The organism is Bacillus cereus group sp. MYBK216-1, assembly GCF_051916495.1.
GTDB lineage: Bacteria > Bacillota > Bacilli > Bacillales > Bacillaceae_G > Bacillus_A > Bacillus_A thuringiensis_K.
In genome coordinates this window covers 326392-350610 of sequence record NZ_JBQAGT010000003.1, presented here as the reverse complement: position 1 = coordinate 350610, position 24219 = coordinate 326392, and the positions used below count along the sequence as shown (strand labels likewise).

Below are 24219 nucleotides of genomic sequence, written 5' to 3'. Positions count from 1 at the left end.
CTGAGCAAAAAACAAAAAAGCTGCCCCATATGGACAGCTCATTTACATAATTATCGTTATCAGGAATACACAAACAAATCAATTCAATATCATCTTAATTGTAATTTGTTCGGCTCTTCTTCAGGAATATCTCTATGTTTGTAATGAATCGTTTTTACATCGTTTCCCTTTATGCGAAAAGTAATTGCGTCCTCTCCATAAGGCGGATTGTGTGCACCCTCAAAAGTTTAAATTTTAAAATCCCTCATTAACTAGCTCTTTTATCGAGTTTAATTTTGAAGAAAGCTCGATAAACCATTCTTCATCCCCTGTTAATAATGCAAGATCTATAAGATAAAGGATTTGTTCCTTATTTATTACCTTTGATTCAGGGAGTTTGTTAACGTGTTTACTAAAGAGTAAAATCGCTTCGTTTATTGTGTACTTGCCGTCACGTTTCACAATACTAACTGTAACTATATCCTCCACATCATCAAGTGATACAATATAACCAACTATTAATTCACCTTCATTTGATATTCCACGAACCCAATCTCCTACTTTTAAAACATGATTATTATTTGACATCATACCGTTTCACCTTCTTATAAATATTTTTTGTGACGATAAAAAAGATATAAAAACAAATTATACTGTAATATTTTTCATTACATTTAAGTGTTAAGAACTCACGGCTATATAATAATTAAGCCCCCTTAACGCTCTTGATTGATAAGGTCAACAACTTCTTTCATTGTATAATTCTTTAAGTATTCACCTAGATGTTCTTCAGCACCTAAGAAAATAGCGAAAAGAACTTTTCGCATGTTCGAACCTACAACACACTGATTGTTTGATTCCGGACACTTCGGCTGCAAAGCACCTTCAGAGGTTATCTGATAAATATGCCAAAGATTAATTTCATCTAAATCGCGAGCGAAAATAAAACCTCCACCAGTTCCCTCTTTCGATTGTATAAATTTATGTTTTTTTAACAAACTTAGCACTTTACGAATACGTACTGGATGTACACCTGCACTTTCTGAAATAGCATTACTTGTTGACATCCGGTCTGGCTGTAAAGCTAAATAAGTTAAACTGTGAATGGCCAAGGTAAAGTCGCTGTTCATGATTTTCCTCCTACGATTCAAAATATTGTTTTTCATATATTAACATACTGTAGCCATAAATATTACAGATAGGTTAGAACGTTAAAACATATAGAATACTTCTTGCCATAAAAAATTAATTCTCTTATATTCTATCCGGTTCCACCTATATCTGATAACTTCATTTAGCTTTTTAAGTTGAAAATAAAATTAAACACTCCACTGTTTCTTCACTTGTTCTTCTGCCAACTGTTCAATTTTTGTCCAAATCGTATCTTTACTCACAATAACATTTGTTTGATAATTTCTATCATTATAATTAACTGTAACACATACTTCAATCATCTTCTGCTTCCTCCTTTCAAAAAACTTTTTCTAAAAAATACTACTTATTAATTGGCCAATTTTTGCAATTCAATGTTCAAAAACGTTCGAACGCTACGTGGTAAAAATTTACGAATTTCTTCCTCATTAAAACCAATCTGCAATCTTTTCTCGTCCAGCATAATTGGGCGACGTAACATTAGTGGATGCTCAATTATTAATGTATAAAATTCATTGAGCGAGAGCTCCTCAATATTTATATTTAAGTCCTGAAAAGTTTTCGATCTAGTTGAAATAATTTCAGTAGCCCCCTCTTCAGTTAAACGAAGAATTGATTTAAGCTCATCAACTGTCATAGAATTTGATACGATGTTTTTTTCAATATAATCAATTTGATGCTCTTCAAGCCATGCTTTCGCTTTTCGGCATGAGGCACAGCTTGCTGTTGTATATAGAATTACCATATTTAACTCACTCCTTTAATGTTATGAAACGTACATTTTAAACATCGTTTATTGAAATGTATTAAAAAAAATTACAGTTTAGAATCAAATACAAGCAATATTATTTATTCGAGAATATTTAATTTATCTACATTTTACAGACGATAACAACTCACTTCTAAAAACTATACTGTAATTTTAAACTTTACAGTTCTATAAATCAAATGTTAAGTCTTGGATTCATTCTATTAACTTATAATAGGAGCAGTTGAGACAATACTTGCCTCAACCGATTTTTATATCTCTTTATAATTTTTTGCAGTAATGACTGTTTCAAACTCAAAGGTTTCGGGTAGATGATCTGCATAAGAATATTCAAAAGTTCGTCCATCCGTTAAATAAGCTACTTGTTCAACTCGCATTAGGAAATCCTGATTTGTTAAGTTCATAAACTGCTTTCCCCTATCATCTGGGCGAATTCCTTTAACCCTGACAACAGATGTCCCTACTTCAAGACCAAGTTTATTTTGAATATGTGAGTATATCGACTCCTCTAAAATAGAAGCCTCAACACCTGGGATAACCGAAATTGGCATCCATGTATGCTCCATAATCGTCGGAATGCTGTGAATGATGCGGAGGCGAATGATTTTATAGACGAAATCACCGATTGAAACTCCCAATTTCTCAGCAACTACTTCATCAGCCCCAACAATCGCAAACTCGATAATTTTACTTTCTACCTCACTGCCGTATACAGCTTTCGTACCCGTTAAAGTTTGAATCATTCGTGCCTTTTCCTGTTGACGCCAATCTTGCACCACTGTTCCACTTCCGCGCCGGCGGATAATGTAGCCATCTCTAACTAATAGATCCAGCGCTTTCTTAATAGTAAGGGCTGAAACACCAAATTCTTCAGCAAGGACGGGGCTACTCGGAATTTTTTCGTTGATTTTATATTCACCGTCTAAAATTTGCTGTTTAATCTTTTGATAAATGCCGAGGTATTTTACTTGTGTTGATCCGCTTGCCATTTCCATACCTCCTTTATACTGCAAACTCTCTTCTATTCATTCAAATGTAAAGCCTCAAGTTTGTAAACTGAAGGTGATGGGGCAGCAAATCCATTTTCTAAGATTTCAATATTCGTTACCACTTCTTCGTCTTTCACAAGTTTTGGTGCACCATTTATAATTGTTTCATACGCGGCATCATAGAAACGACCGTAATCACCAAGTGGCGTTTTAATTTGTTTTTCAATCCAGTCACCATTTGCATTACGATACTTAGCAACTCCATAGTACATCGGTGAATCTTCACCAAACCCTGCACTCTCAGGCATAATCCCCGCTTTCAAATCATTTTCCTGCTGATCTTCACCGTATTTAATAAATGATCCATTTGTTCCATGGACGATAAAGCGTGGATAATCTTTTGCTACGACATGGTTTGTTTTCAGCTTAATCTTCAACTGATTTCCGTAATGTAAACCAACATCGAAATAGTTATCAACCGCACCTTCCATTTCATTATTACGAATATCGTATGTCACCGTATCTGGACGGCCGAATAGTGAAATCATGCGGTCCATCGTATGAATACCTAAACTATAAAATGAACCTTCTTCTTTTGGAGCTTCATGAGTGATTGAACCAGGACGGAAATAATCAATATGTGATTCAATCTCAATAATATCACCAAGGAATCCTTGTTCAACTACTTGCTTCACAGCTAAAAAATCACCATCAAAACGGCGGTTTTGATAAGGCATAACTACTACACCTTTTTCTCGTCCTAAAGCTAATAATTCTTTCGCATGTTCCACTGTATCGCAAAATGGTTTTTCAACGATAACTGATTTTCCAGCAAGTATAACTTTTTTCGCTAATTCGTAATGCGTATGTGCTGGCGTACAGACCGTCACCACTTGAATTTCTTTGTCATTCAACAATTCATCCAAATCAGTAGTGAAGTAAACACCTTTTTCCTCATATGGAGCCGCTAATTTTTCATTTATTTGCCGTACAAAAATCGTTTTTATTTTTATATTATTACGTGTGTTTACATAAGGTAAGTGATAGCGGTTAGCTGACTTTCCAAATCCAATAAAGCCCATTGTTAATGTCATATTTTTCAACTTCCTTGCTCATAAATTTTCGTTTCTATATTTATTATATAATTTAATCATTAAAAGTATATAGTTTTAACTTTATAATTATATATTAAATAAAAAATCCACGATAAAATTCATTCTCACTATAAGTTATGGACCTATAAAGTGAAACTTTAATCAGTGGGGCGGTTTATCCCCTACTGATTATTTACCCGTAAATACCGGGATGAAAAGGAGCGTAATGAACATGGCATATACTACTATATCTATGGAAATTTTTGGATCACCTGAACAAGTATGGCAATTAATCGGAGGTTTCAACTCCCTTCCAGACTGGTTACCTTATATACCTAGTAGTAAATTAACCGAAGGCGGTCGTGTACGTCATCTAGCTAATCCAGAGGGTGAAACAATTATAGAACGCTTAGAAGTATTCAATGATAAGGAACGCTACTACATGTATTCAATCATGAATGCACCGTTCCCGGTCACTAATTATTTATCTACAATCCAAGTTAAAGAAGGTACTGAAAGTAACACATCATTAGTAGAGTGGTCTGGTACGTTCACTCCTGTTGAGGTTAGTGTTGAAGAGGCAATAAATCTGTTTCATGGTATCTACAGCGATGGACTGAAAGCATTGCAGCAAGCATTTCTAGATTAATTCATGTAATTGATTGAGACGAGAAAGTTAATTAACAGTCAAATATTCGATTTTGTGGTTAAATTCATTATGAAAGATAAACAAATACAAATTTCATGCACTCTTGTTAATTACACGAAATAAAAAATACTACCTCCAAATGGAAGGTAGTATTTTTATTAATCCGGAAAAACAATTAATCCCTCTTCTTTTTCCTCCTGTTTTAAATCTTCTTCTGGGAAGTTTACAGTTGAATTTTTATCCCCGGTTCGTTTTGTTTCTTCACCTGGAAATACGAAAGTTGAATTTTCTTTTCCTTCATTTTTTTCTACGTTATCTGGAAATACCATAGGATCATTGGTAGTCAAATCACTATGAAATCCAAGGTTAGACAAAATCGCTTTTAAATCTGGTAAAACCCCTATTTTATCAGATGATGGGTTATTAGACTTTGTGCCTGTATTAGGATTACTTAAAATTGCTCTCAATTCTTTTGGTGTATATGCCTTACCTAAATGTTCTTTAGCAATCCCTTGAATTGATACAGCAGCCCCAGCAATTATAGGCGAAGCGCTAGAAGTACCACGGAAGTTAGAAGTATAACGATTCATTATATTCTGATCTGTAACTTTTTGTCCTTTACTATTTTGATTTTGATATGTATCTAATGTATCAACATACTCTCCCCAACCATATACATCAATTCTACTACCATAGTTAGAGAAACCTAAACGTTTATGAGGAACTCTTGCAGTAGATGCTCCAACTATAATAGCTCCTGAATCTTTAAAGTCTGGACTATTTCGATTTAAAATCTGTTTACCATTACGGTCTTTAAATTCATCTAAATCAATCCCACCATTACCAGCTGCTTCTACAATAATAATGCCTTTATCTGTACCTTTGCGAATTGCGTTAAATATACTCGGGTATACTTCTACTGGTAAAGGGTCATCTCCATATCCATCATATTTAAAGGATTCTTCTATTAATAAAACATCTCCAGCCTGTAAAGAATCTACGGCACTTAAAATAGCATCTCTTACATCGATTCTCCCATTATCTCGAATCACTGAAATTACTTTTGCCTTTGCTTTTGGTGCAATCCCAATGTTCCCAATCCCATTGTCAGCTGCAGAAACAACACCTAGAACTGAAGTACCGTGAGAAAGATCATTACTCATTTTTCCAGACATAAATTCAATATTTTGACCGACTAAATCTTCATGATTTAATAACCAGCCTTCTTCCAAATCTACAAAGGTTGCTCCTTGACCATCTCCTCCTTTAATTCCCCAAGCATAAGGAGCATTAATTCCTAAAGGTGCCTCTTCAAGATATCCCTGTCTCGAAAATCTAGGATCATCATAAGGATTCACTGATAATACAGGCAATCTCGAGCTAGGCGTTGTGTTTATACTCTTATTAGAACGAACTTGTATTTTACTAGAATCGTTATTAGCAGCATGTACTGTATTTGTTACAAATGTCGTACCTACTCCAGCAAAAGTTGTAATTGCAAGTGATGATATCAACATACCTTTAAAATTTTTCATCTTTCCACCTCTAGTTTTCTATTAGAATTAACATATTTAATAATGTGTATGAACCGAAATGCTTTTTATCTTATTATAAAAATTAATAGATTTTTATAACTTTTTGATTTACATAAAAACTCCTTTCATTCTTGTAATTCAATGTGTATATTTCAAAATAACAAACTTACTGTAACCATTATAGTTACACATTTGTTGATTTTCAACTATGAAATATAAATTTAAAAAAATAAATTTATATTACTTTAAAACAGCATTAGCCTTTTACGCACATAAAAAAGCAAAATATCTGTCCAAATTACAGCGATCAATAAGTTTATGGACTGCGAAAGAAATACGAAAAAGCAAAGCACTAAGTGCTTTGCTCCTTATAAAATTCCTTTTAACTTTTCACCAATTAACCTCGCTACATACTCATAGCCTTCTGGTCCAAAGTGTAATCCATCTTTTTCATCATTTTCTACAAATCTTTTATAATCCCGTTCTTGAATCATTTCAGCGAATACGTTTAGAAAATAACTTCCTGTTTCCCTCGCCACTTTCTCCACCACGTCTGCATACTGACCCAGCACTCTATTTGTTCTATTACGCTGTCTTTCTTCATCAACTGGTGCAGGACTAATCAGTAGTACTTTATCTGATGAAATATGGTTCACAATCTTCTCTAAGTTTTCTTTATATGCTTGTAATGACACTTGAGAAAAAGAAACTGCATCATTCGTACCAAGAAAAACTGTTACGAAATCTGGTTTATATGATATTACATCTTCTTCAATCCTATTTAACGCATCGAATGTATTATCCCCTGGAACACCTGCATTCACTACTTTCCATTTCGGAAACATCTCTTGCAAACGTGGTGTTAATCTCGGCATTCCATCAAAAAATGTTTCATCAGCTGTAATACTATCTCCAAAACATACTAACGTTTTCATTAAGCTACTCTCCTTTTACGTATGAAACAACTTTCCTTCTATTGCTTTTATATATCTTTCAGCAGAACGTTCAACTGCCCCATTTGCATTTTCTTTTACTACTCGATGAAAAGCGTTGTATAAACGATTAAACTGTAACGGCTTAACTCGGTTCACCATTTCTTCCACTTTTCTCGCTGGTAATGGAATTAAGTTTGGATAGCTGTACATAAAGCTTACCCACTTCTCATCTGCTACGACTTGAATAATATCACCTGTTAACAAAATCCCTTTTCCATCATTACCTTCTTCCCAATGCAATACAGAACCACCACTAAAATGTCCTCCAAGACGATGTACAGTAATCCCATCCGCTAATTGTAAAGACTCACCAGACCAATAAATAATACGACTACTTGGGCGCATCACCCATTCTTTATCATCTTCATGTATATAAATTGGTACATCAAATGTCTCTGCCCATTCTACTTGCGTTGAATAATAATGAGGATGAGACAATGCAATTGCATCTAATCCACCAAGCTCTTTTATTTTCGCAATTGTCGTTTCATCTAAATACGTAATGCAGTCCCATAGTAAACGATATGACTCTGTTTTCACTATAAATGCCGTTTGACCGATCGCAAATCCTGGTTTTGTCGTAATACTATAAAGTCCATTTTCCTCTTTGATTATTTCATTTTTATATGTATCATCTGTTTGCAAATTTTCTAAAGTCGTCCAAGACTGCCCTTTCGGATTCACATACTGCCTTTCTTCATCACAAATATGACAACTCACCGGTTCATCTACACTCGCTGCATACTGCACACCGCACGTTGTACAAACGAAATTTTTCATAATAATTTCCCCTATCCCTATATTTTTATTAAGCTGATTTTTGTTGATAATGATCTACTTTTTTATTTTCAATTAATAAACTTATAAAAGTAAGTAAATAGACAACTGTAACCAATAATGGCATTACAGTAAATCCTTTTTCGCTTCTGCAACATTCATCTCACTATCTCCCCCAAAATATTTGTACTATAAAGGCACCTCAACCTCACCCATCCAATAACGCCAAGCTGCTAAATAATTTTCTAAATCTTTCGGGTGGTGCCGTAAACATGTATCTATACGCAAATATAATCCTATGACTATTTCTTCATATAAATCACGGTCTTTTTTATGAAATACACATTGTTTCATCGCATAATCGATTGTTTCTTTTGTTAAATCTTCCGGGGTTGAACAGAACGCATAAATTAAATCATATATAGGATCTCCTAACAATGGTAAAGGATCAATTACACCATGTAGCTCATTCTCTTTAAATATAAAGTTATGAAATCCAAGATCACCATGTAATAAAAACGGCTGATTTATTCCAGCGTCCCTATTTGCTAACTTAAGAACCGTTCTATACTCTTCTTCACTTATGTAACATCTTACATTTTCATGAGCTTCTATCACATTTGTTGTTAAAAATTCATTCCAAGATTGAACCGGATTTTCTTTCCATCCCCAGCTATCAACCTCTGTAGCTACTTCATACTTATTGATAACTTTCTTTACAAGTTTACAAAGAACACTCCGTTTATGGCCTAGTTTGCAAGAAGTTGTGCCCTCAAGGAATGAGTAAACAATATAGCGATTTAAAGGTTCCTTATATAAAAGCTTTGGAAATAATTCGTCCTTTTTATAAAACTGAAGAAAATAAGCTTCTTCACGTATGACATCCGATTCATTCAACTTTATAACGTATTGTTCATCTAACAAATATATAGTACTTGTCGTTCCCCCGTTTAATGCTTTTACGCTATTTGGATAATGTGAAACAACTTTTTCCTTAACTAGTTGTGCAGTGATTATTGAAATGTCCATTCTCTCACCCTTCAACTCCGAATATTCCCTTAATTCAAAAGACAACTTTACTATTATTTGACAAACATAAGGGAATTTCCCCTAAAAATCTTAATATAACAAAAAATAATTTTATTTCACTGCAACTGCTTCCTTCAATATTCCATTATATAGTTCATTCCATTTATGGTAATGCGATGTGATTTCTTCACTCCAAATGATCTTCATTTAATCTAGTAATTTCTATTGAATTATCTCTTTCTTTTAACTTATGAGCCAAACTTTCTACACCAAACACTTCTGTAAACGTATGACTGCCTACAATTAAATTAATTCCTTTAAATTTCGCATGTTGAACTGTATATAATGTTTTTTCACCGGTTATGTACGTGTCACACCCTTTCTCTAATGCACGCTCAATCAAATTTGTGTTGTTTCCTGCACCGGTTAAAATCGCAATCCGTTTTACTAGTTTATCGTGATTTCTCCAGCTCTTCACTTTCTCTTCCATTTTTTCTTCAAGTTTTCCAACTAAGTTTGAAAAAGGAATCGCTTCTTTATATTCTCCTATTCCCGGTAGTTCTTCTTCCTCATAGGTTGAATATTCCAGTATTGTATCTATCCCAATTTCGTTAAATAACGATGTACACGTGCCAAACTTTACAAAATCTAACGGCAAATGAATCCAAAAATGATTCATTTCATATTGCTTCAATTTCTCAATACAAGCCTCTTCCATACCAAATAAAAAACTCCACGGCGCATGATGTGTAACTATCATATCGACTCCATTTCGATACGCTTCTTCAATAGTTTCTAACGTTAAATTTGTTGTGTAACCGATTTTGTGAAACTCTTCTTTACTTATATAAGTAAAACCATATTCATCATCGCCATATTTATGAAGATGCTCTCCAAATAGTGATGTTATATGTTCTTTAAACTGCTTTATATTCATTTTTATTTCTCCTTTCATTTACTTTTATATTTCATAAATAAGGAAATACTAAATTACAACGTTACATACATATAGGAGGACAATATGAAACCTGAATTTTTAAAAGCTGTACATGATGCAATCGGAAATGTCGAACACATTCATATAGAGGAAAGCGGTGCTGACAGCTTACTTATTCATCATGATGATGCACAGCAGTTACAACAAGTTGCTAAGGCGTTAGAAAATAATAATTTCCGCTCCGTTTTAAGAACAACTGGAGATGCTTCGTACATTGAAGTATTGAACAGATAATGAAAGTCCGGATGTATTCCGGGCTTTCTTTTTTATCGCGCTATTCACCGAGCAGTAAGACCCCCACTGATTAAAGTTTCACTTTATATCGAAATTTCAAACTCTTTTACATACACCGCTGTTCCAGCAATATCTATTTGTAACTTTTCGTTTTCTATCCCTTTCGTTACATAAACAGTTACACGACCATCTTTATTTATTTCCTGTCCTTGCTCAACGATTAAACCCAATTCATGTTCAAAATCTTTCTCTAAATACTCCGCATAATACGCTCCCATTACACCTGAAGCTGTTCCTGTCACTGGATCTTCAATCGTCCCAGCGTAAGCTGATGAAAAATGACGGCCGTGCATTTGTGCTAGTTCATCATAAGTTTCTAGACAAATGGGGTGAATAGAAGCATTAGGTATTTCTTTTAATACTGATGGAAATGCAGCATTATTAGGTGTCATTCTCTCACATGCATTAAGATTTTTAATCGGTACAATTACAGTCCAATTACCAGTACTTCCATATACAATCGGTAAACTTACATCTAAATCATTTACTTCTAAACCGATACTTTGAGCTAATTCTTCTTTTGAACCTGTAAATTCTTTAAACTGAGGTGCTGCCTGTCTCATTTTAATAAAGGTTTCTCCATTTTCATTTACACCTATTTGTATCGGTAAAATCCCAGCCTTCGTTTCAATCGTAAGGTTACTTTTCTCTTCTAATAAACCTTTTTCGCGCAAGGCAAATATCGTCCCTACTGTCCCATGACCACATAAATCCATTTCAAAACCAGGTGTAAAATAGCGCATTCTTATATCTCCTACTTCTGAGAAAAGAACAAAAGTTGTTTCGTTATATCCAACTTTTTCAGCAATAATTTGCATTTCCTCTTCCGTTAACCCATCTGCTTCTAATACAATACCTGCTGGATTTCCCTTATTTGGTTTATTCGTAAATGCGTCGTAATGAAATACGTTTATAGTCTTCATTTTCTTTTCTCCTAACCTTCTTTAAAGATTTTATAATAAAGCTCTATCTTCGTTTTCAACGAACAATTATTTCTCCAAAATATCCTCTGCATCTTTTCATTTGAAGTATGTGTGCTTCCAATGTAATAAGTAGCCCCCATTTCCTTTAACATATGCAACGATTGAAGATGCATATGGGAAGCAATTCCTTTCCCGCGATAATAAGGCATTACCCCAAAATAAAATAATCGTCCTTCACTTTCTGTTCCAGTTTCTATATGCGGTATGGACATACCAATCGGCTCATTTTTATCATAAAAAACAATACATGACTTTTCCCAGCCCGTACCTAACTCTGTTTGCACTGAATAAAAATGCTCATCGATAGTTAAAATTGAAGTTTGATTCCCTGAACCCGACATACATTGTTCCCAAATATATTTAAATTCTTTTTCCGCTAACGTTCCTTCTGCTATTGATCGATATGTATATTGTCTTTCAGGTCCTTCTACATTGTTCAATTCTCTACATACTTCTATCTTTGCGGCATACAAAGAAAAACCGGCATCAAGTAACACTCTCACACTTGATTTATAACTACTAAACCTTTTGTTTAATACAATACTCGCTCTTTTTAACTCCCAATTAAAACAAACTTCTTCAAATCTACTTATCTTTTCTTTATAAGTTTGTACATCATAAAGAACATTCTCTTCTATCTCTTCAATCGTTACTGCATTTGGTAAGCCATTTAATACTTTTTTAGAAGGGCCAAATAGATTCTGAATGATTGCAAGATCGTATATCACCACTTCAATTCCCCCACACCAGGCTTAATAAACTTTCCTGAAATATCCTCATTTAAATCTATTACCCAATCATATATATTTTTTGCTCCTTCAGCCGGAGTCATATTCGCATCAAAGGCACCAATATCAGTTTTTAATTTTCCTGGGTGAATGGCAGTTACACGAATTCCTTTATTCTCAAACTCTTGTTGTAAGCAGAGTGTTAACATATTTTGTGCAGCTTTAGCAATTCGATATGAATATGAGAACTGGCCTTGCGGAAACTTTTTGTTCGCCATTTTATGTAATGATCCTAATCGAGAGGACACATTTATTATTCTCGGATGATTCGATTTAGCCAACGCCACATATGTACCTTTTACAGCCCGAATTACACCTAAGCAATGAATATTAAATAAGTTCGTTAACTCTTCTGAATTTGTATGTAAAATCTCAGTCTCCTTCCCAGTAATGCCAGCGTTATTTATAACTAGATCAACATACTCTGTATATTCCTCAAGCTGCTTCTTAATTTGCTCCGTACTCTCATCAGCCGATAAGTCTGCCATTATAGGAAAACATCTACCACTAAATATTTGCTTCAATTGCGTTACCGCAACCTCAGTTCTAACTAATGGCTAAACGATATGCCCATTTTCATAAGATACTTTTACTAACTGTAATCCTAACCCGCGGCTGCCACCTGTAATAAACACTCTCATATATTCATCTCCTTATTTTTATAATAAATAAGAAAATCCATCCACTTACCATTCTCTAATGAAAACGCCTCTCTCTTGCATTCAAATGAAAAGCCTGCTCTTTCCGCAAGACGCACTGATGGCTCATTATCAACACATATATGTAATTCGATTCTATGAAAATTAAGGCTACTAAAAAATAACGGTAACGCAGCTTTCACACTTTCAACACCATATCCATTTCTCCAATATTGATTATGTATCGAGTATCCCATCATCACCCATTGATAGTCCATACGTAAAATTTTTATTAGCTCTAGCTTTCCAATTTAGCTCCGTCTTCTTTACGAAAAATGCCTAATACATACATCTCATCTCTATGTGCTGCTTCATCAAAACCTCTTACCCATTCCGTGAACCATGCTTTTGTTGATGATGCCAGAACTTGATAGCAATCGTCATATTTATACTGCGATGGCAGTCTCTTGTTAAATCCATCTAACCAACTTTCATAATCACCTTTTTGAAATGGACGAATAATGAGTCTATCCGTCTCTACTTCTAATAACGGTAGCTTCATTTAATTTCATCCCTCGAATTATTAATTGAATATTCTTTATCATCTTACACAAAATACAAAATCTAGTAAATTATTATGTTTTTGATACATAAAAACCCAGTCATGCTTTATACATAACTGGGTTCTCCATCGTTTCATAATTTTCTATTTCACAAGAACTGCATCTCGTAATTCCCTCTTCAACACTTTTCCTAAAGCGTTTTTCGGCAACTCATCTATGAATACTACTTCTGGTATTTTATAACTTGCTAATTTCTCTTTGCAATACTGAAGAATACTTTCTTCTGTTAATGTTGTTTCGCTATCCTTCACAAGATAAGCTCTTGGAACCTCTCCCCAAAAGTCATCTGGAACTCCAACTACTGCAACTTCTAAAACACCATGTATTTCATGAATAACATCTTCTACCTGATCTGGATATACGTTGTCACCACCGCGTATAATAACGTCTTTATATCTTCCCATAATATGCAGGAATCCATCATCATCTATCATGCCAGCATCACCCATGTTAAACCAGTTATCTTTTACTACTTTCTTTGTCGCCTTTTCATTATTCCAATATCCTTTAAACATGTATGGACTTTTCACATGAATCTCTCCAACTTCATTTGTTGTTAGTTCATGTCCTGTTTCCGGATGAACAATTTTCACCTCTACATTTTTCAAGGTCTTTCCTACAGAAGACATCTTTTCTTTTCCCATCATTGGATGCCATGAGGTTACAACCCAACCTTCTGTACTACCATAGCCTTGCACCATATATATGCCTTTTTCCATATATTTTTGAATGAGTGTTTCTGGCACTTTTGTACCACCGCTTTGTGCTACTTTAAAGGTTGAAATGTTACGTTCTTTTTTATGTAGTTCATCAAGCATGTAGCTATAAACGGCTGGGAAAGCAAGCATCGTAGTAATTTTCTCTTCTTCAATCTTATCCCAAATAAGAGCAGGATTCGAATCAGCTAAGAAGATCATCGTAACGCCATGATAAATACAATTTAAAATAGAAAGCACGCCACTCATATGAAACAATGGATGCACAGATAAAAAGCGTTCACCTGCTGGGATTTCTCTTTGTCCCGCAATTTCAGCAAAATAATGATGTAAGTTTTTATGTCCAATTACACATGCTTTCGCCTGTCCAGTCGTTCCTGATGTAAACAAGTAAATGGCATCGTCTTCTTCATGAACTTCTACGTTCGGTTCTGTCGTTGGCTGTTTTTGCAACTCTAATTCAAATGAACCAAAGCCTTCTTTTGTCGTTTGAATTACATAAGGAATTTCTTTAACAGCATCAACCTTTAATAACACTTCACTAAATTCTTCATCAATAACTAACACTTTTAATTTCGCTTCTTTTACAATCGTTTCTAATTCATAAACAGTCAGCTGATGATTTAGCGGAATAAATACCGCTCCAATTTTTAAACTTGCCATCATAACGCTTGGAAATGGGTGATTATTTTTGCATAGTATTCCTATACGATCTCCTCTTTGCACACCATTATGTAACAAATAATGTGCAAACTGATTTACTCGTTCATTATATTGCTGAAACGAATATCTTTTCTTCCCCCCTACAAGCGCTTCCAAACTTGGTGATTGCATTGCTCTCTTTTGTAATAATTGTCGCATCGTTCTCAAGTAAAACTCCCCTTTATATATGTTAGGTTTTTTATTTTACCAGATTAAATATTAATTTACTAAAGATTACACTTAGTGAATATAAGAAGAATATAAAATAGCCATTTACTTTACAAGTAAATGGCTATTTCCCATTATATATTAGAATACTTCTTGTTCATCACATATTGCACATACTCAGGTGCACTTTTATCAATCTCTTCATCACTTAGTTTATATTCTGCACCATATAAATAAAAGGAAGGTATAAATTCCATACCTGTGTATAAGCATGTAGCTTGGAATGGTTTCGTCAACTCATCCATTGTAATTCCACTATTTTCATAGTCTTTTTCTAATCCACCTATAGAAATAGCTACACCAAATTCTTTCCCCTTCACTTTATCTCCTTTAGATCCGTACGCAAATCCATATGTTAATACATCATCGAACCATTTTTTTAATAATGGTGGTGAGCTGTACCAGTAAAGCGGAAATTGAAATATATATCTGTCATGTTCTACTAATAACTTTTGCTCTTCTTCAATATTAAACTCCCAATTCGGTGCCACTTTATACAATTCATGCACCGTAATTTCATCCGAATATTTCTCAAGTTCTTCAATCCATCTTTTATTAATTTTTGATTTTTCAATATCAGGATGTGCTACAATTACAAGTGTTTTCATCTTTTTTCATCCCCTTTATAAATTATTCAACCCTTTACGTATTAGTATGAATGAGTCACATATAATTGAAAAGTACGTACTTTAAAGTGCTATAGGAACCTTAAAGTACCTGTGGAGGTGTTATATGAATCAAAATGATGACTGCCCAATTGCAACTACACTCGATGTAATCGGTGGAAAATGGAAAGTTCATATTTTATGTGTCTTAATAGATGGAAAAATGCGAACAAATGAAATCCGACGAGAAATTCCAAACATTACGCAAAAAGTTCTTACACAACAACTTCGGCAACTTGAAGCTGATGGTATTATCCATCGTACTGCATATCAAGAAGTTCCACCAAAGGTTGAGTACACACTAAGTGAATACGGAAAATCTTTAATGCAAATTATGGATGAATTATGTGAATGGGGGAAAGATCATCAAATGAAAAGATTACATGACTAAAAAAACATTACCGTCTTTATTAAATATTCTACATTCATATTAGTAGTTCAATATTTCTACTGAAATTTTATATTAGAGGGACTCCAACAACTCGTAATTTAGAACCCCAAATCTTTCAGAAGTAAAAAACAATAACATTCATCTATATCTTTATAACAAAAGTATCCTATACTTTTCACCTTATATTTTACTCGGACATTTTTTATTAATTGAACCGCATCCTAGTTGTTAGACATATAGTCAACAATTTGAGATGTGGTTTTATTAGTCGAATAACAGTTCTCATCAACTTTAATAATCATGACTGCACACAAAATACTTTGCAAAGAATTCCTGTACAAGCTGATTTTTCACATAGACTTACCAAATAGCATTTTTATAAAAAACTTCTCACATTTGAATTGTACAAGCATATTTTATTATATGGGGACTCCCTACTCATAGAAAACTACCTTTCTACTCTAAGAGCGCGCATATTTGTGTGCTCTTAAATTATTTACAATAAAATAAAGAGTTTATTAATTTTCTTAATTCACTATCAGAAAAGTACCCATAATAATATCTTTATATTTATCTATTATTTTTTATAAAACTATATTATTTTGGAGTTGGTTAATACGTTACAAAAAACTGACCGTGTAATCATTATGGTCCCTCCATTTTCACAAGTGTTTGTTACATTTTACTCATCATCAGGAGAACTTCTTTCATCACAAATATTATCTAATACCTCTCCACATCCTGTATCAATGTATGCACTTAATGAAATGGAAAGCGAATTATTTGAAGTCGAGTTAAAACCACTACTACCTCATTAAAACTACGAATAGCGGAAAGACCTTTACAACTCCCACATGGAACTATAGCAGTAGCATTTTTAGTAAAAATAGCACAAGCATAAGAAGCTGCAGCCTTTAATGCAAACGCCATTACATATCAATGCTACCCAATGGCTACTGCTGCAGACACGCTATATAGCTTTAACTACAACTATGTAGACTTCTCCTAGGAACTTCATTTTAGTTTCCAAGGAAACTAAAATGAAGTATAATTATATATGTACAATAGATAGCATTTATAAATCTATTTACAATTTTTCACATTAGCTCTTAAACAATTAAATAAATGGAGGGCATGATATGGACAATTATTATGATGTAGCGGTAGTTGGTGGTGGTCCAGTTGGGCTTATGGCAGCATGTGAATTAGCTATTCAAGGCGTAAAAGTTGTTGTTTTAGAGAGAAGATTAGACCGGGTACGAAATTCTAGAGCACTCACACTACACCCCCGCTCCTTAGAATTGATGGCTATGAGAGGTATTGCAGATCGATTTTTAGCTAGAGGCAAGAAATTAAATACAAGTCATTTTGCTGCCTTAGATACAAGATTAAACTTTAAAAATTTAAATACTGATTTTCCGTATACACTTTTTATTCCCCAATCTATTACAGAAGAAATATTAGAAGAACGTGCATTAGAATTAGGTGTAGTCATTAAACGTGGGCATACTCTGAAAGACTTAAAACAATATGAAACATTCGTACAACTAGAAATAGAACAAAGAGAAACAATATATAAAATAGAAGTTCCATATGTAATAGGAGCTGATGGAGCAAGAAGTAAAGTTCGTGAATTATCAAATATACCGTTTAATGGAACAAACACAACAACTACTGCTATATTAGGTGATGTTATTTTAGAAAATATACCAGATACTCCATTTTTATCTACTTCTAATATAAATGGGATATTAATGATGGTACCTATTACACCTGATGTATTTCGTTTTGCAATTGTTGATCCTAAGAATCAGACAATACCCGTTCATGTTGCTGTTACAGAAAAAGAGTTTATAGATAGTATTTATAGTATTACAGGTGAACATCTTCAAATTAAGAGCACAATATGGCTTTCTCGTTTTGGCAATGCAACCAAACTAGCAAATACTTATCAACATAAGCGTGTATTCTTAGCAGGGGATGCAGCACATATTCATTTCCCTGCTGGAGGACAAGGTTTGAATGTAGGCCTACAAGATGCTTTTAATATAGGCTGGAAATTAGGGCTCGCAATAAAACAAAAAAAATATGAAAGTCTATTAGAAAGTTATCATATTGAAAGACATGCTGTGGGAAAACAATTTTTCAAGGAAGTACAAGCGCAAGAACAATTAATGATAAACTTTTCAAACGCAGGAATGGAATTAAGGGATTTATTTTCGCACTTACTTACATATCCCGAGATAAATCACGATTTATCTGAAAGAGTAAGTGGGTTAGGGGTAATGTATTCATCGATGCACGATACAGAAAGACATCCATTGATAGGAAAAAGATGTAAAAATCTCACTATTTCTTCTCTAAATAAGAAAAGTTATAAACTCTTTGAATTAATGAAAGATGGTAACTTTATTTTATTAATACACCCTTCTTATATAGATAAGATAAATAAAATGAATATTGATTCGCACATAAAGGTAGTTGTAGGAGAAATACAAGATTCTGAGTTAAAAAATATAGATACCATTTTGATTCGACCAGATGGTCACATTGCCGACATTGAGTATACCAAGATAGATAACTGGGAATATTCCTGAAAAACGATTATCAACCGTATTAGTGATACAATATAAATTCACTTTTATAAAACGAAAAGAATCCTATTTATTTAGGATTCTTTTCGTTTTGCCCATCTCACTATTTATAAAAACATGTCCACAAGGGAAAAATATTAAACTTACAGTTAACTATAAAATTCCGCTCTGATGTACTACAAAAAACTCCCACCTACATACTCTCATAATCAAAAATATTTTTCTCTATTTCATATAAAGTATGATAAGCATCCATAAAGATAAAGCACAAAGGATAGCAAGCACTATACGAGTAGATAGTACCCTTACTTCGAAATCGGTTTTCTTGGATGGTTCAGGATATGCAATTACATAAATCCCTTTTAATAGTGCGAGCCATGCAATAAGTGTAATGAGTCCCTGCCAATTAAGTGTCCAAACATTATGTAGGATAACAGTACCTAACCCAAGGAAAATTGATAGAAAGCCATATATAATTCCAAATCCTCTGTCTTCTACCACTAATTTTTCTTCTCTAATTTTAATTTATTAACAATGTAAGATACCAATGTATTCAATGGAGTAATAATAGTCTTAGATGTTTTATACTCAACTTGCTTAGATGCATCAACCATAGATAATTGAGCAACAGAGATAAATTTCTTTTCATCTTTAATGATTTGATTTAAGAACTTTGTAACTTCTTGGTTGTATTCTTTTTTTAATCCTTTCATTATCAATTCAAAAACACTATTTATGACAACAACCTCTAAATCTAAAGATTTTTGAAGGCTATTAGCATGATGTTTAAGACGTTCTACTGTGCCTTCAACAGTTGCAGGATTTGTAAAAACAATTGTCTGAGGTTGCTGTATATTGCATATGTAATCAAAGAAAGGTACATCAATTTTAATAATTGGCACTGATATTAAGTCTTGGTCTTCATGTAAAATTGCAATATAATTTGTACAAGTAATAAGGATAGCATCAACATTACATTGAGCAATCCATTCTATTTGCTCTTTAACTTTAAATTGAGCATCTGATTCTTGAAATTTTTCATTGGATGTAACCTGATACATTAATGCCGGGTCAACAAAATGGATTAATTCAATGTTAAATGAGGTAAGTGCCTTTTCTATATATTCTATATTTGAATAATGGGCATGTAAGCATCCTAACCTTTTTCTCAAATCCATTCCACCTTTATTATATTTTCGCTTATTCTATCAGTATGCGAATCCACGTGTCTACTGAAATTGAGACCTTTTCTTACATTCTATAAAATGCACCTTTAACTGAACAATTTATTTTCACTAAATAGTTCCTTAATTGATTTTTTTAATAAATAAGGTAACAAGTAATTTTGCAAAATCTAGGATGCAGAGGATTTAAGTTATATTTTTTTGCATATTGAGCATGTTGATCTTTCCACTTAGGAATTAAGCCTGTGTGGACTTACTTTGACTCCAGACCTATTGCTAGTTTGTCAAACGTTTAAGGTAATCAAAATTTATAAAGATAGCGTATAAATTGAAACCAAAACATTCTTCCTTTTATTACAGATATTAAAAAATATGGTATAAAAATTCCGTTTTATACCATATTTTCAAACAATTATTTTATTTATTAAGGAACTTTACTTCAGATCTTCACTTGTGTAAAAACCTTAAAAATTCTCTCCATAGAATTGCTTTCCTATCCTTTTCTTAATTTTGACGTCTAGAAATCAGCATTTAAACTAAACATGCTAATATTGATTTTGTGCGATTGTCAGTTACCTCATAATAAATTTCTAATCCTTTCCGAGTACCTGTAACCATTTTAGCAGCTTTTAGTTTAGATAAATGTTGACTAATTGTACTTTGAGGCATTTCCAAATCCCCATACATTGTTGTTACATTAGTAGGACCTTTTGCAAGCATTATTTTTACTAAAGATAGACGAACTGGATGCGCCAATACCTTTAACACCTCAGCGATTTCTTGAAACATTTCTTTTTTTTCTTTCATCTTATTTCTCCCCTTTTATATACATATTTATGTTATCCATATATATAATTCGAAGGTATATGCGTTTTTGTGTCCGTCATTTTAAAAAAATATAAAAAAACTTTAATCCGAAACTAAAAGATTAGCTTAACATAATGTCTCACTATTAATGATGAATAGGAATCTCGTTATAGAAACACCAGTTTTTATGCTACAACTCTACATTCAACTAACTAAAATCAATGAAAAAAAGAGCAGATAGTCTGCTCTCTTATGATGCCTCCTTATGTTCCGTGGAATGTTTAACACTCCCCATTCTCTTTAGTTTATTCCATCCTACCGCTACGCCTCGAATAGATGAGAATATAGATTTAATGACAACATAAGTCATAAATTGACGATAAATAAAGCGTTGTAAAATTAACCACACTAACGGTTTAGGGTCCTCTTTCTCTAATTTAAATGCAAACAGAGATGCAAAAAGGTCTAATAAAAAGAATATAAGATAAAACCCTAACACTTTTAGCGGATTGCTACCAAACAGCCCCATAATCATTAAAATATCTGCAAAAGGAGCAATGAATTGCAGAACATATTGGAATAACCACATGTTAGGCAATGCAATAAATCCTAACGTTTTATGTTTTGTATGAAACACTGCTTTTCGATGTTTCCAAAGACATTGGAGTGTACCATATGACCAACGATATCGCTGTTTAATTAGACTTTTCACATCTTCAGGTGATTCCGTAAAAGCATAGGCCTTTTCTTCATATACAATTTTATATCCTTGACGTAAAAATGTAATAGTAAGATCCGTATCTTCTGCTAACGTATCCTCACTTAAATATCCAGATTCAACTACATTTTTTTTACGCCATGCTCCAATAGCTCCTGGAACTACTGTAATACAATTTAACTCATCAAAAGCTCTACGTTCTAAATTAAACCCGGTAATATACTCAACATGTTGCCAAGTAGTTAACAAGTTTCGTCTATTTCCCACTTTGACATTACCTGAAACTGCTGCTACATTCTGATTTTCAAAGTGTCTAATCATGAGAGAAATAGCGTCTTGCGCAATAATAGTATCCGCATCTAATGTGACAATAATCTCTCCTCGAGATTGTTGAAACCCTAGGTTCATTGCCGATGATTTCCCGCCGTTTTCTTTCTGAATGAAACGAACTTTAGGGTGTTTATAAAATGTTTCTTGCATTACTTTTGACGTACCATCTGTCGATCCGTCATCCACAACAATAACTTCAAATTCTCCATACTTACTATCCAAAATTGAGCGAATTGTCTTAGCTATCACCTTTTCTTCATTATATGCTGCTATGACAACACTAACAAAAGGTTGGTAGGACGAATTAATAGAGCGAGATAACGTTTTTCTTTTTTGCTTCCATGCAAAATAAATTAAGAATAAGAATCGAAAAATCCCTAATCCAATAGCAATATAAAAAATAGTTGTTAATATATGTTTAAAGTATCCCGCCCCTGAAAAGACAGCTTTATTGTAAAGTAAATATTGCTCACCCTCAGAAGAAACTGGGGGCATAATTTCATCTCGTTCTTTATTCATTAAATCTGAAATTGTTACAAAACTATATCCATGCTTTTTAAGCTCTTTAATAATGATCGGCAACGCCTCTACCGTATGGGTACGATTCCCTCCCGCATCATGGAGAAGAATAATATTTCCTTCTCCCTTATAAACGGGATTAAGAGCACGCTTTACTAATTCATTAGTTGATGGTGTTGCCCAGTCCTCAGGATCCACTTTTTCTGCTACCATTGTATAGTTCATATTTTGTGCCCGTAAAATAGGCACTATTTCATTTGAGGAATCCGGGTTAGCATCCGCTTCGTATGGTGGCCTAAACAAAACTGTAGAATGCCCAGTTATTTCCTGGATCAGACGTTGCGTCGTATTAAGTTCTACTTTTGTTCGTAGTAAAGACGTATCAGCTACGTTAGGATGCTTGAAAGTATGATTGCCAATTTCATGCCCTTCATCGTATATTCTTTTTACAATACTAGGATTTAGTTGTGCGTTTTCACCAAGGACAAAAAAAGCAGCTTTTATTTTATTCTCTTTTAATATATCTAAAATTTCTGGCGTATATTTCGGGTCTGGTCCATCATCAAATGTTAATACTACTTGTTTCCCTTTCGGTTTTCCATATCGTTGCACTTCGTATGCAGATGGTAAAGATTGATATACTTCATCTGTAAGATAACCATCTTTGCCTACTTTAAAATCTCTCAATCCATTTTGCTTTTCATTCTCAATCTGTAAAATTTCACCTTGTCCAGAATAATTCACTTCATCTAAACTAGTGATTTTATGTAATACATCAGGATTTTTTTGTGCCTCAATCGGATTTTTTAAAACTTTCCATATTGTAGGATCTTCTGCTCCTAATCTCCATAACGCAAACCCCTTTGCATTGTTGTCCATTGCGATTTTCACTTGATTATAGAGAGTAACACTGTCTAAGAACCAAGCAGTATGTTCTTTCTCTCCTGTTTTATATCTAAAATAAGGATTTCCACTCATGTTATCCCATTGAATTTTCATATTGGAATCATTCGCCATTGTCATAACTTCTGAAAAAGTTAAAGACTTCGCAGGTTTTTTACTATTTATTTCCCAATCATATCCGTAGTTACCGAAAGCAACTATAAGTTTATTAGACGGAATATTCAGTTCATTCAATGTATGTTGGAACCACTTATTTGAAGCAATTGGTCCTGGTTCCCCCGCTCCATAGTGCTCATCGTACATCATTACAATCATACGATCTATTATTTTTGCTAATGCACCATAATCAAAAGCCTTATCATTAGCTGGAACATCTTGTGTAACGAGCAAATCATGTTTATGAAAGACCGTAGTAAGTTCTTTCATAAAATTTGTTAAGTTTTCTCTATCACTTTCAGGTACGGCCTCAAAGTCAATATTAATACCTGAAAACTGACTCTTTTTAACTTCGCTTACTAAATCATTAATAAATTTCGTCTTCACATCATTCGGCGAATTCAGTAACTTATGGATAAGATCACTATCAGGGCCAGAAGCTTTTTCTGTATAGTTAGTAAGTAACGGCATAATTTTCACATGATTTTTTTTTGCTAGTTTTACAATCTCAGGTTTTATCTCACTTCTAATCGTTAAATCTTCTTTTAAATGATACCATTCTGGTACTAACGTGGTTAATGAATTGATATTTTCTTTTAAAGACGCTGTACTATTTTCATCCCAGTTTACATAAAAACCATACACTTCTTTACGTTGTTTACTATCGTTTGTCGAATTCACCAAATTTTTATTATCCTTCATTTCGGTATTTGGCTTGAATTCTCCCTTCTTTAACTGCTCTTCACTAAGTTTTTGATTAATTGGTACAAGTTTCGTATCTTGTTTTACAGTAGGATTCATGTTTGGAATTTCTGGTGTTGAAAAAATACTTTGAAAGAAAAAATAAAATACAACACCTACACTAACTATTGAGATACATAGAAACCAAATAAAGGCTATGTTTCTCCTTCCTTTCGGATCATAAAAAACAGGTTTTTCTTTATCTTTCTCTTGTTGAATGTTTTTCTCCATTATATTTTTCACATACTCCTTCTTAATAGAACTATAGAATAAT

At 33.4% G+C, this 24219-nt stretch carries 23 protein-coding genes and 5 pseudogenes; 5 read left to right on the top strand and 23 right to left on the bottom strand.

Annotated features, from left to right (window positions below; genetic code table 11):
* Positions 1-89: 89 nt before the first annotated feature.
* The 7 genes and pseudogenes from ACTFRH_RS12040 to ACTFRH_RS12010 all read right to left on the bottom strand — a co-directional run.
* Positions 90-227 (bottom strand): annotated as a pseudogene (locus ACTFRH_RS12040) (DUF3888 domain-containing protein); the annotation flags it as partial.
* 7 nt (positions 228-234) lie between these two features.
* The gene (locus tag ACTFRH_RS12035) at positions 235-570 is read right to left on the bottom strand and encodes an IDEAL domain-containing protein (protein ID WP_000987461.1); all 336 of its coding nucleotides are present in this window, start codon (positions 568-570) and stop codon (positions 235-237) included.
* A 125-nt stretch (positions 571-695) separates the two neighbouring features.
* Positions 696-1109 carry an Rrf2-family transcriptional regulator SaiR gene (gene saiR, locus ACTFRH_RS12030; RefSeq protein ID WP_001083465.1) on the bottom strand — a complete coding sequence of 138 codons (414 nt, stop codon included), beginning with the start codon at positions 1107-1109 and terminating at the stop codon, positions 696-698.
* Positions 1110-1298: 189 nt separating this feature from the next.
* Positions 1299-1433 carry a BA3454 family stress response protein gene (locus ACTFRH_RS12025; protein ID WP_000573530.1) on the bottom strand — a complete coding sequence of 45 codons (135 nt, stop codon included), beginning with the start codon at positions 1431-1433 and terminating at the stop codon, positions 1299-1301.
* 47 nt (positions 1434-1480) lie between these two features.
* Positions 1481-1876, bottom strand: coding sequence for a transcriptional regulator SpxA (spxA, locus tag ACTFRH_RS12020; RefSeq protein ID WP_000236190.1), 396 nt, complete (start codon positions 1874-1876; stop codon positions 1481-1483).
* 275 nt (positions 1877-2151) lie between these two features.
* A complete protein-coding gene (locus ACTFRH_RS12015; protein WP_000146277.1) occupies positions 2152-2889 on the bottom strand; it encodes a GntR family transcriptional regulator in 738 nt (245 codons plus the stop codon).
* Between the two features lie 32 nt (positions 2890-2921).
* The gene (locus ACTFRH_RS12010) at positions 2922-3983 is read right to left on the bottom strand and encodes an oxidoreductase (protein ID WP_000176634.1); all 1062 of its coding nucleotides are present in this window, start codon (positions 3981-3983) and stop codon (positions 2922-2924) included.
* Positions 3984-4215: 232 nt separating this feature from the next.
* On the opposite strand from ACTFRH_RS12010, the gene ACTFRH_RS12005 reads away from it, so the two are divergent.
* Positions 4216-4632 carry an SRPBCC family protein gene (locus ACTFRH_RS12005; RefSeq protein ID WP_000332042.1) on the top strand — a complete coding sequence of 139 codons (417 nt, stop codon included), beginning with the start codon at positions 4216-4218 and terminating at the stop codon, positions 4630-4632.
* A gap of 158 nt (positions 4633-4790) precedes the next feature.
* Here the strand turns inward: ACTFRH_RS12005 and ACTFRH_RS12000 are convergent, their stop codons facing one another.
* The 6 genes and pseudogenes from ACTFRH_RS12000 to ACTFRH_RS11975 all read right to left on the bottom strand — a co-directional run bounded on the left by ACTFRH_RS12000 (position 4791) and on the right by ACTFRH_RS11975 (position 9905).
* Positions 4791-6167: a S8 family peptidase gene (locus tag ACTFRH_RS12000; RefSeq protein WP_000787688.1), complete on the bottom strand. Its 1377-nt coding sequence runs from the start codon at positions 6165-6167 to the stop codon at positions 4791-4793.
* A 368-nt stretch (positions 6168-6535) separates the two neighbouring features.
* A complete protein-coding gene (locus ACTFRH_RS11995; protein ID WP_000855201.1) occupies positions 6536-7102 on the bottom strand; it encodes an SGNH/GDSL hydrolase family protein in 567 nt (188 codons plus the stop codon).
* A 15-nt stretch (positions 7103-7117) separates the two neighbouring features.
* The gene (locus ACTFRH_RS11990; protein ID WP_000788155.1) at positions 7118-7942 is read right to left on the bottom strand and encodes an MBL fold metallo-hydrolase; all 825 of its coding nucleotides are present in this window, start codon (positions 7940-7942) and stop codon (positions 7118-7120) included.
* A gap of 28 nt (positions 7943-7970) precedes the next feature.
* Positions 7971-8087: pseudogene (locus tag ACTFRH_RS11985) on the bottom strand (DUF7010 family protein); the annotation flags it as partial.
* 41 nt (positions 8088-8128) lie between these two features.
* Positions 8129-8968, bottom strand: a complete 840-nt coding sequence (locus ACTFRH_RS11980; RefSeq protein WP_000355257.1) for an aminoglycoside phosphotransferase family protein — start codon at positions 8966-8968, stop codon at positions 8129-8131.
* Between the two features lie 187 nt (positions 8969-9155).
* The gene (locus ACTFRH_RS11975) at positions 9156-9905 is read right to left on the bottom strand and encodes a Nif3-like dinuclear metal center hexameric protein (RefSeq protein ID WP_001022436.1); all 750 of its coding nucleotides are present in this window, start codon (positions 9903-9905) and stop codon (positions 9156-9158) included.
* Positions 9906-9989: 84 nt separating this feature from the next.
* On the opposite strand from ACTFRH_RS11975, the gene ACTFRH_RS11970 reads away from it, so the two are divergent.
* Positions 9990-10199: a hypothetical protein gene (locus ACTFRH_RS11970; RefSeq protein ID WP_000801652.1), complete on the top strand. Its 210-nt coding sequence runs from the start codon at positions 9990-9992 to the stop codon at positions 10197-10199.
* An 83-nt stretch (positions 10200-10282) separates the two neighbouring features.
* On the opposite strand, the gene ACTFRH_RS11965 is transcribed toward ACTFRH_RS11970, so the two are convergent.
* From ACTFRH_RS11965 to ACTFRH_RS11940, 6 genes and pseudogenes are all read right to left on the bottom strand, one after another.
* Positions 10283-11182 (bottom strand): PhzF family phenazine biosynthesis isomerase, encoded by a 900-nt coding sequence (locus tag ACTFRH_RS11965; RefSeq protein WP_000849315.1) that lies wholly within the window; start codon positions 11180-11182, stop codon positions 10283-10285.
* 11 nt (positions 11183-11193) lie between these two features.
* Positions 11194-11970 (bottom strand): GNAT family N-acetyltransferase, encoded by a 777-nt coding sequence (locus ACTFRH_RS11960; RefSeq protein WP_002164109.1) that lies wholly within the window; start codon positions 11968-11970, stop codon positions 11194-11196.
* A pseudogene (locus ACTFRH_RS11955) lies at positions 11967-12671 on the bottom strand (SDR family NAD(P)-dependent oxidoreductase). Before ACTFRH_RS11955 ends, ACTFRH_RS11960 begins: the two are co-directional and overlap by 4 nt.
* Positions 12668-13230 (bottom strand): annotated as a pseudogene (locus tag ACTFRH_RS11950) (GNAT family N-acetyltransferase). Before ACTFRH_RS11950 ends, ACTFRH_RS11955 begins: the two co-directional pseudogenes overlap by 4 nt.
* Positions 13231-13374: 144 nt before the next feature.
* Positions 13375-14868, bottom strand: a complete 1494-nt coding sequence (locus ACTFRH_RS11945) for a class I adenylate-forming enzyme family protein (RefSeq protein ID WP_003302073.1) — start codon at positions 14866-14868, stop codon at positions 13375-13377.
* Between the two features lie 143 nt (positions 14869-15011).
* Positions 15012-15545, bottom strand: coding sequence for an NAD(P)H-dependent oxidoreductase (locus ACTFRH_RS11940; RefSeq protein ID WP_000855231.1), 534 nt, complete (start codon positions 15543-15545; stop codon positions 15012-15014).
* Positions 15546-15669: 124 nt separating this feature from the next.
* On the opposite strand from ACTFRH_RS11940, the gene ACTFRH_RS11935 reads away from it, so the two are divergent.
* From ACTFRH_RS11935 to ACTFRH_RS11925, 3 genes are all read left to right on the top strand, one after another.
* On the top strand, positions 15670-15993 hold the full coding sequence (locus tag ACTFRH_RS11935) for a winged helix-turn-helix transcriptional regulator (protein ID WP_001072961.1): 324 nt from the start codon (positions 15670-15672) through the stop codon (positions 15991-15993).
* 602 nt (positions 15994-16595) lie between these two features.
* Positions 16596-16811, top strand: a complete 216-nt coding sequence (locus ACTFRH_RS11930; protein ID WP_157405320.1) for a hypothetical protein — start codon at positions 16596-16598, stop codon at positions 16809-16811.
* Between the two features lie 321 nt (positions 16812-17132).
* Complete coding sequence (locus ACTFRH_RS11925; RefSeq protein ID WP_000371165.1) at positions 17133-18590, top strand: FAD-dependent oxidoreductase; 1458 nt, start codon at positions 17133-17135, stop codon at positions 18588-18590.
* A gap of 222 nt (positions 18591-18812) precedes the next feature.
* On the opposite strand, the pseudogene ACTFRH_RS11920 reads toward ACTFRH_RS11925, so the two are convergent.
* From ACTFRH_RS11920 to ACTFRH_RS11905, 4 genes and pseudogenes are all read right to left on the bottom strand, one after another.
* Positions 18813-19097: pseudogene (locus tag ACTFRH_RS11920) on the bottom strand (hypothetical protein); the annotation flags it as partial.
* Positions 19088-19765: a hypothetical protein gene (locus ACTFRH_RS11915; protein WP_003302066.1), complete on the bottom strand. Its 678-nt coding sequence runs from the start codon at positions 19763-19765 to the stop codon at positions 19088-19090. The gene ACTFRH_RS11915 and the pseudogene ACTFRH_RS11920, both read right to left, overlap by 10 nt.
* 537 nt (positions 19766-20302) lie before the next feature.
* Positions 20303-20578, bottom strand: coding sequence for an ArsR/SmtB family transcription factor (locus tag ACTFRH_RS11910; RefSeq protein WP_000660065.1), 276 nt, complete (start codon positions 20576-20578; stop codon positions 20303-20305).
* A 250-nt stretch (positions 20579-20828) separates the two neighbouring features.
* Positions 20829-24176, bottom strand: a complete 3348-nt coding sequence (locus tag ACTFRH_RS11905; protein WP_000414289.1) for a glycosyltransferase — start codon at positions 24174-24176, stop codon at positions 20829-20831.
* Positions 24177-24219: the final 43 nt, after the last annotated feature.

Bases quoted from the DNA above. Each gene is read 5' to 3' on its own strand.
- ACTFRH_RS11910 (WP_000660065.1), bottom strand. From the start codon at position 20,578: ATGAAAGAAAAAAAAGAAATGTTTCAAGAAATCGCTGAGGTGTTAAAG.
- ACTFRH_RS11935 (WP_001072961.1), top strand. From the start codon at position 15,670: ATGAATCAAAATGATGACTGCCCAATTGCAACTACACTCGATGTAATC.
- ACTFRH_RS11965 (WP_000849315.1), bottom strand. From the start codon at position 11,182: ATGAAGACTATAAACGTATTTCATTACGACGCATTTACGAATAAACCA.
- ACTFRH_RS11940 (WP_000855231.1), bottom strand. From the start codon at position 15,545: ATGAAAACACTTGTAATTGTAGCACATCCTGATATTGAAAAATCAAAA.
- saiR (WP_001083465.1), bottom strand. From the start codon at position 1,109: ATGAACAGCGACTTTACCTTGGCCATTCACAGTTTAACTTATTTAGCT.
- ACTFRH_RS11915 (WP_003302066.1), bottom strand. From the start codon at position 19,765: ATGGATTTGAGAAAAAGGTTAGGATGCTTACATGCCCATTATTCAAAT.
- ACTFRH_RS12015 (WP_000146277.1), bottom strand. From the start codon at position 2,889: ATGGCAAGCGGATCAACACAAGTAAAATACCTCGGCATTTATCAAAAG.
- ACTFRH_RS11990 (WP_000788155.1), bottom strand. From the start codon at position 7,942: ATGAAAAATTTCGTTTGTACAACGTGCGGTGTGCAGTATGCAGCGAGT.
- ACTFRH_RS11980 (WP_000355257.1), bottom strand. From the start codon at position 8,968: ATGGACATTTCAATAATCACTGCACAACTAGTTAAGGAAAAAGTTGTT.
- ACTFRH_RS11925 (WP_000371165.1), top strand. From the start codon at position 17,133: ATGGACAATTATTATGATGTAGCGGTAGTTGGTGGTGGTCCAGTTGGG.
- ACTFRH_RS12025 (WP_000573530.1), bottom strand. From the start codon at position 1,433: ATGATTGAAGTATGTGTTACAGTTAATTATAATGATAGAAATTATCAA.
- ACTFRH_RS12000 (WP_000787688.1), bottom strand. From the start codon at position 6,167: ATGAAAAATTTTAAAGGTATGTTGATATCATCACTTGCAATTACAACT.
- ACTFRH_RS12010 (WP_000176634.1), bottom strand. From the start codon at position 3,983: ATGACATTAACAATGGGCTTTATTGGATTTGGAAAGTCAGCTAACCGC.
- ACTFRH_RS11975 (WP_001022436.1), bottom strand. From the start codon at position 9,905: ATGAATATAAAGCAGTTTAAAGAACATATAACATCACTATTTGGAGAG.
- ACTFRH_RS11970 (WP_000801652.1), top strand. From the start codon at position 9,990: ATGAAACCTGAATTTTTAAAAGCTGTACATGATGCAATCGGAAATGTC.
- ACTFRH_RS12005 (WP_000332042.1), top strand. From the start codon at position 4,216: ATGGCATATACTACTATATCTATGGAAATTTTTGGATCACCTGAACAA.
- ACTFRH_RS11905 (WP_000414289.1), bottom strand. From the start codon at position 24,176: ATGGAGAAAAACATTCAACAAGAGAAAGATAAAGAAAAACCTGTTTTT.
- ACTFRH_RS12035 (WP_000987461.1), bottom strand. From the start codon at position 570: ATGATGTCAAATAATAATCATGTTTTAAAAGTAGGAGATTGGGTTCGT.
- ACTFRH_RS11995 (WP_000855201.1), bottom strand. From the start codon at position 7,102: ATGAAAACGTTAGTATGTTTTGGAGATAGTATTACAGCTGATGAAACA.
- spxA (WP_000236190.1), bottom strand. From the start codon at position 1,876: ATGGTAATTCTATATACAACAGCAAGCTGTGCCTCATGCCGAAAAGCG.
- ACTFRH_RS11945 (WP_003302073.1), bottom strand. From the start codon at position 14,868: ATGCGACAATTATTACAAAAGAGAGCAATGCAATCACCAAGTTTGGAA.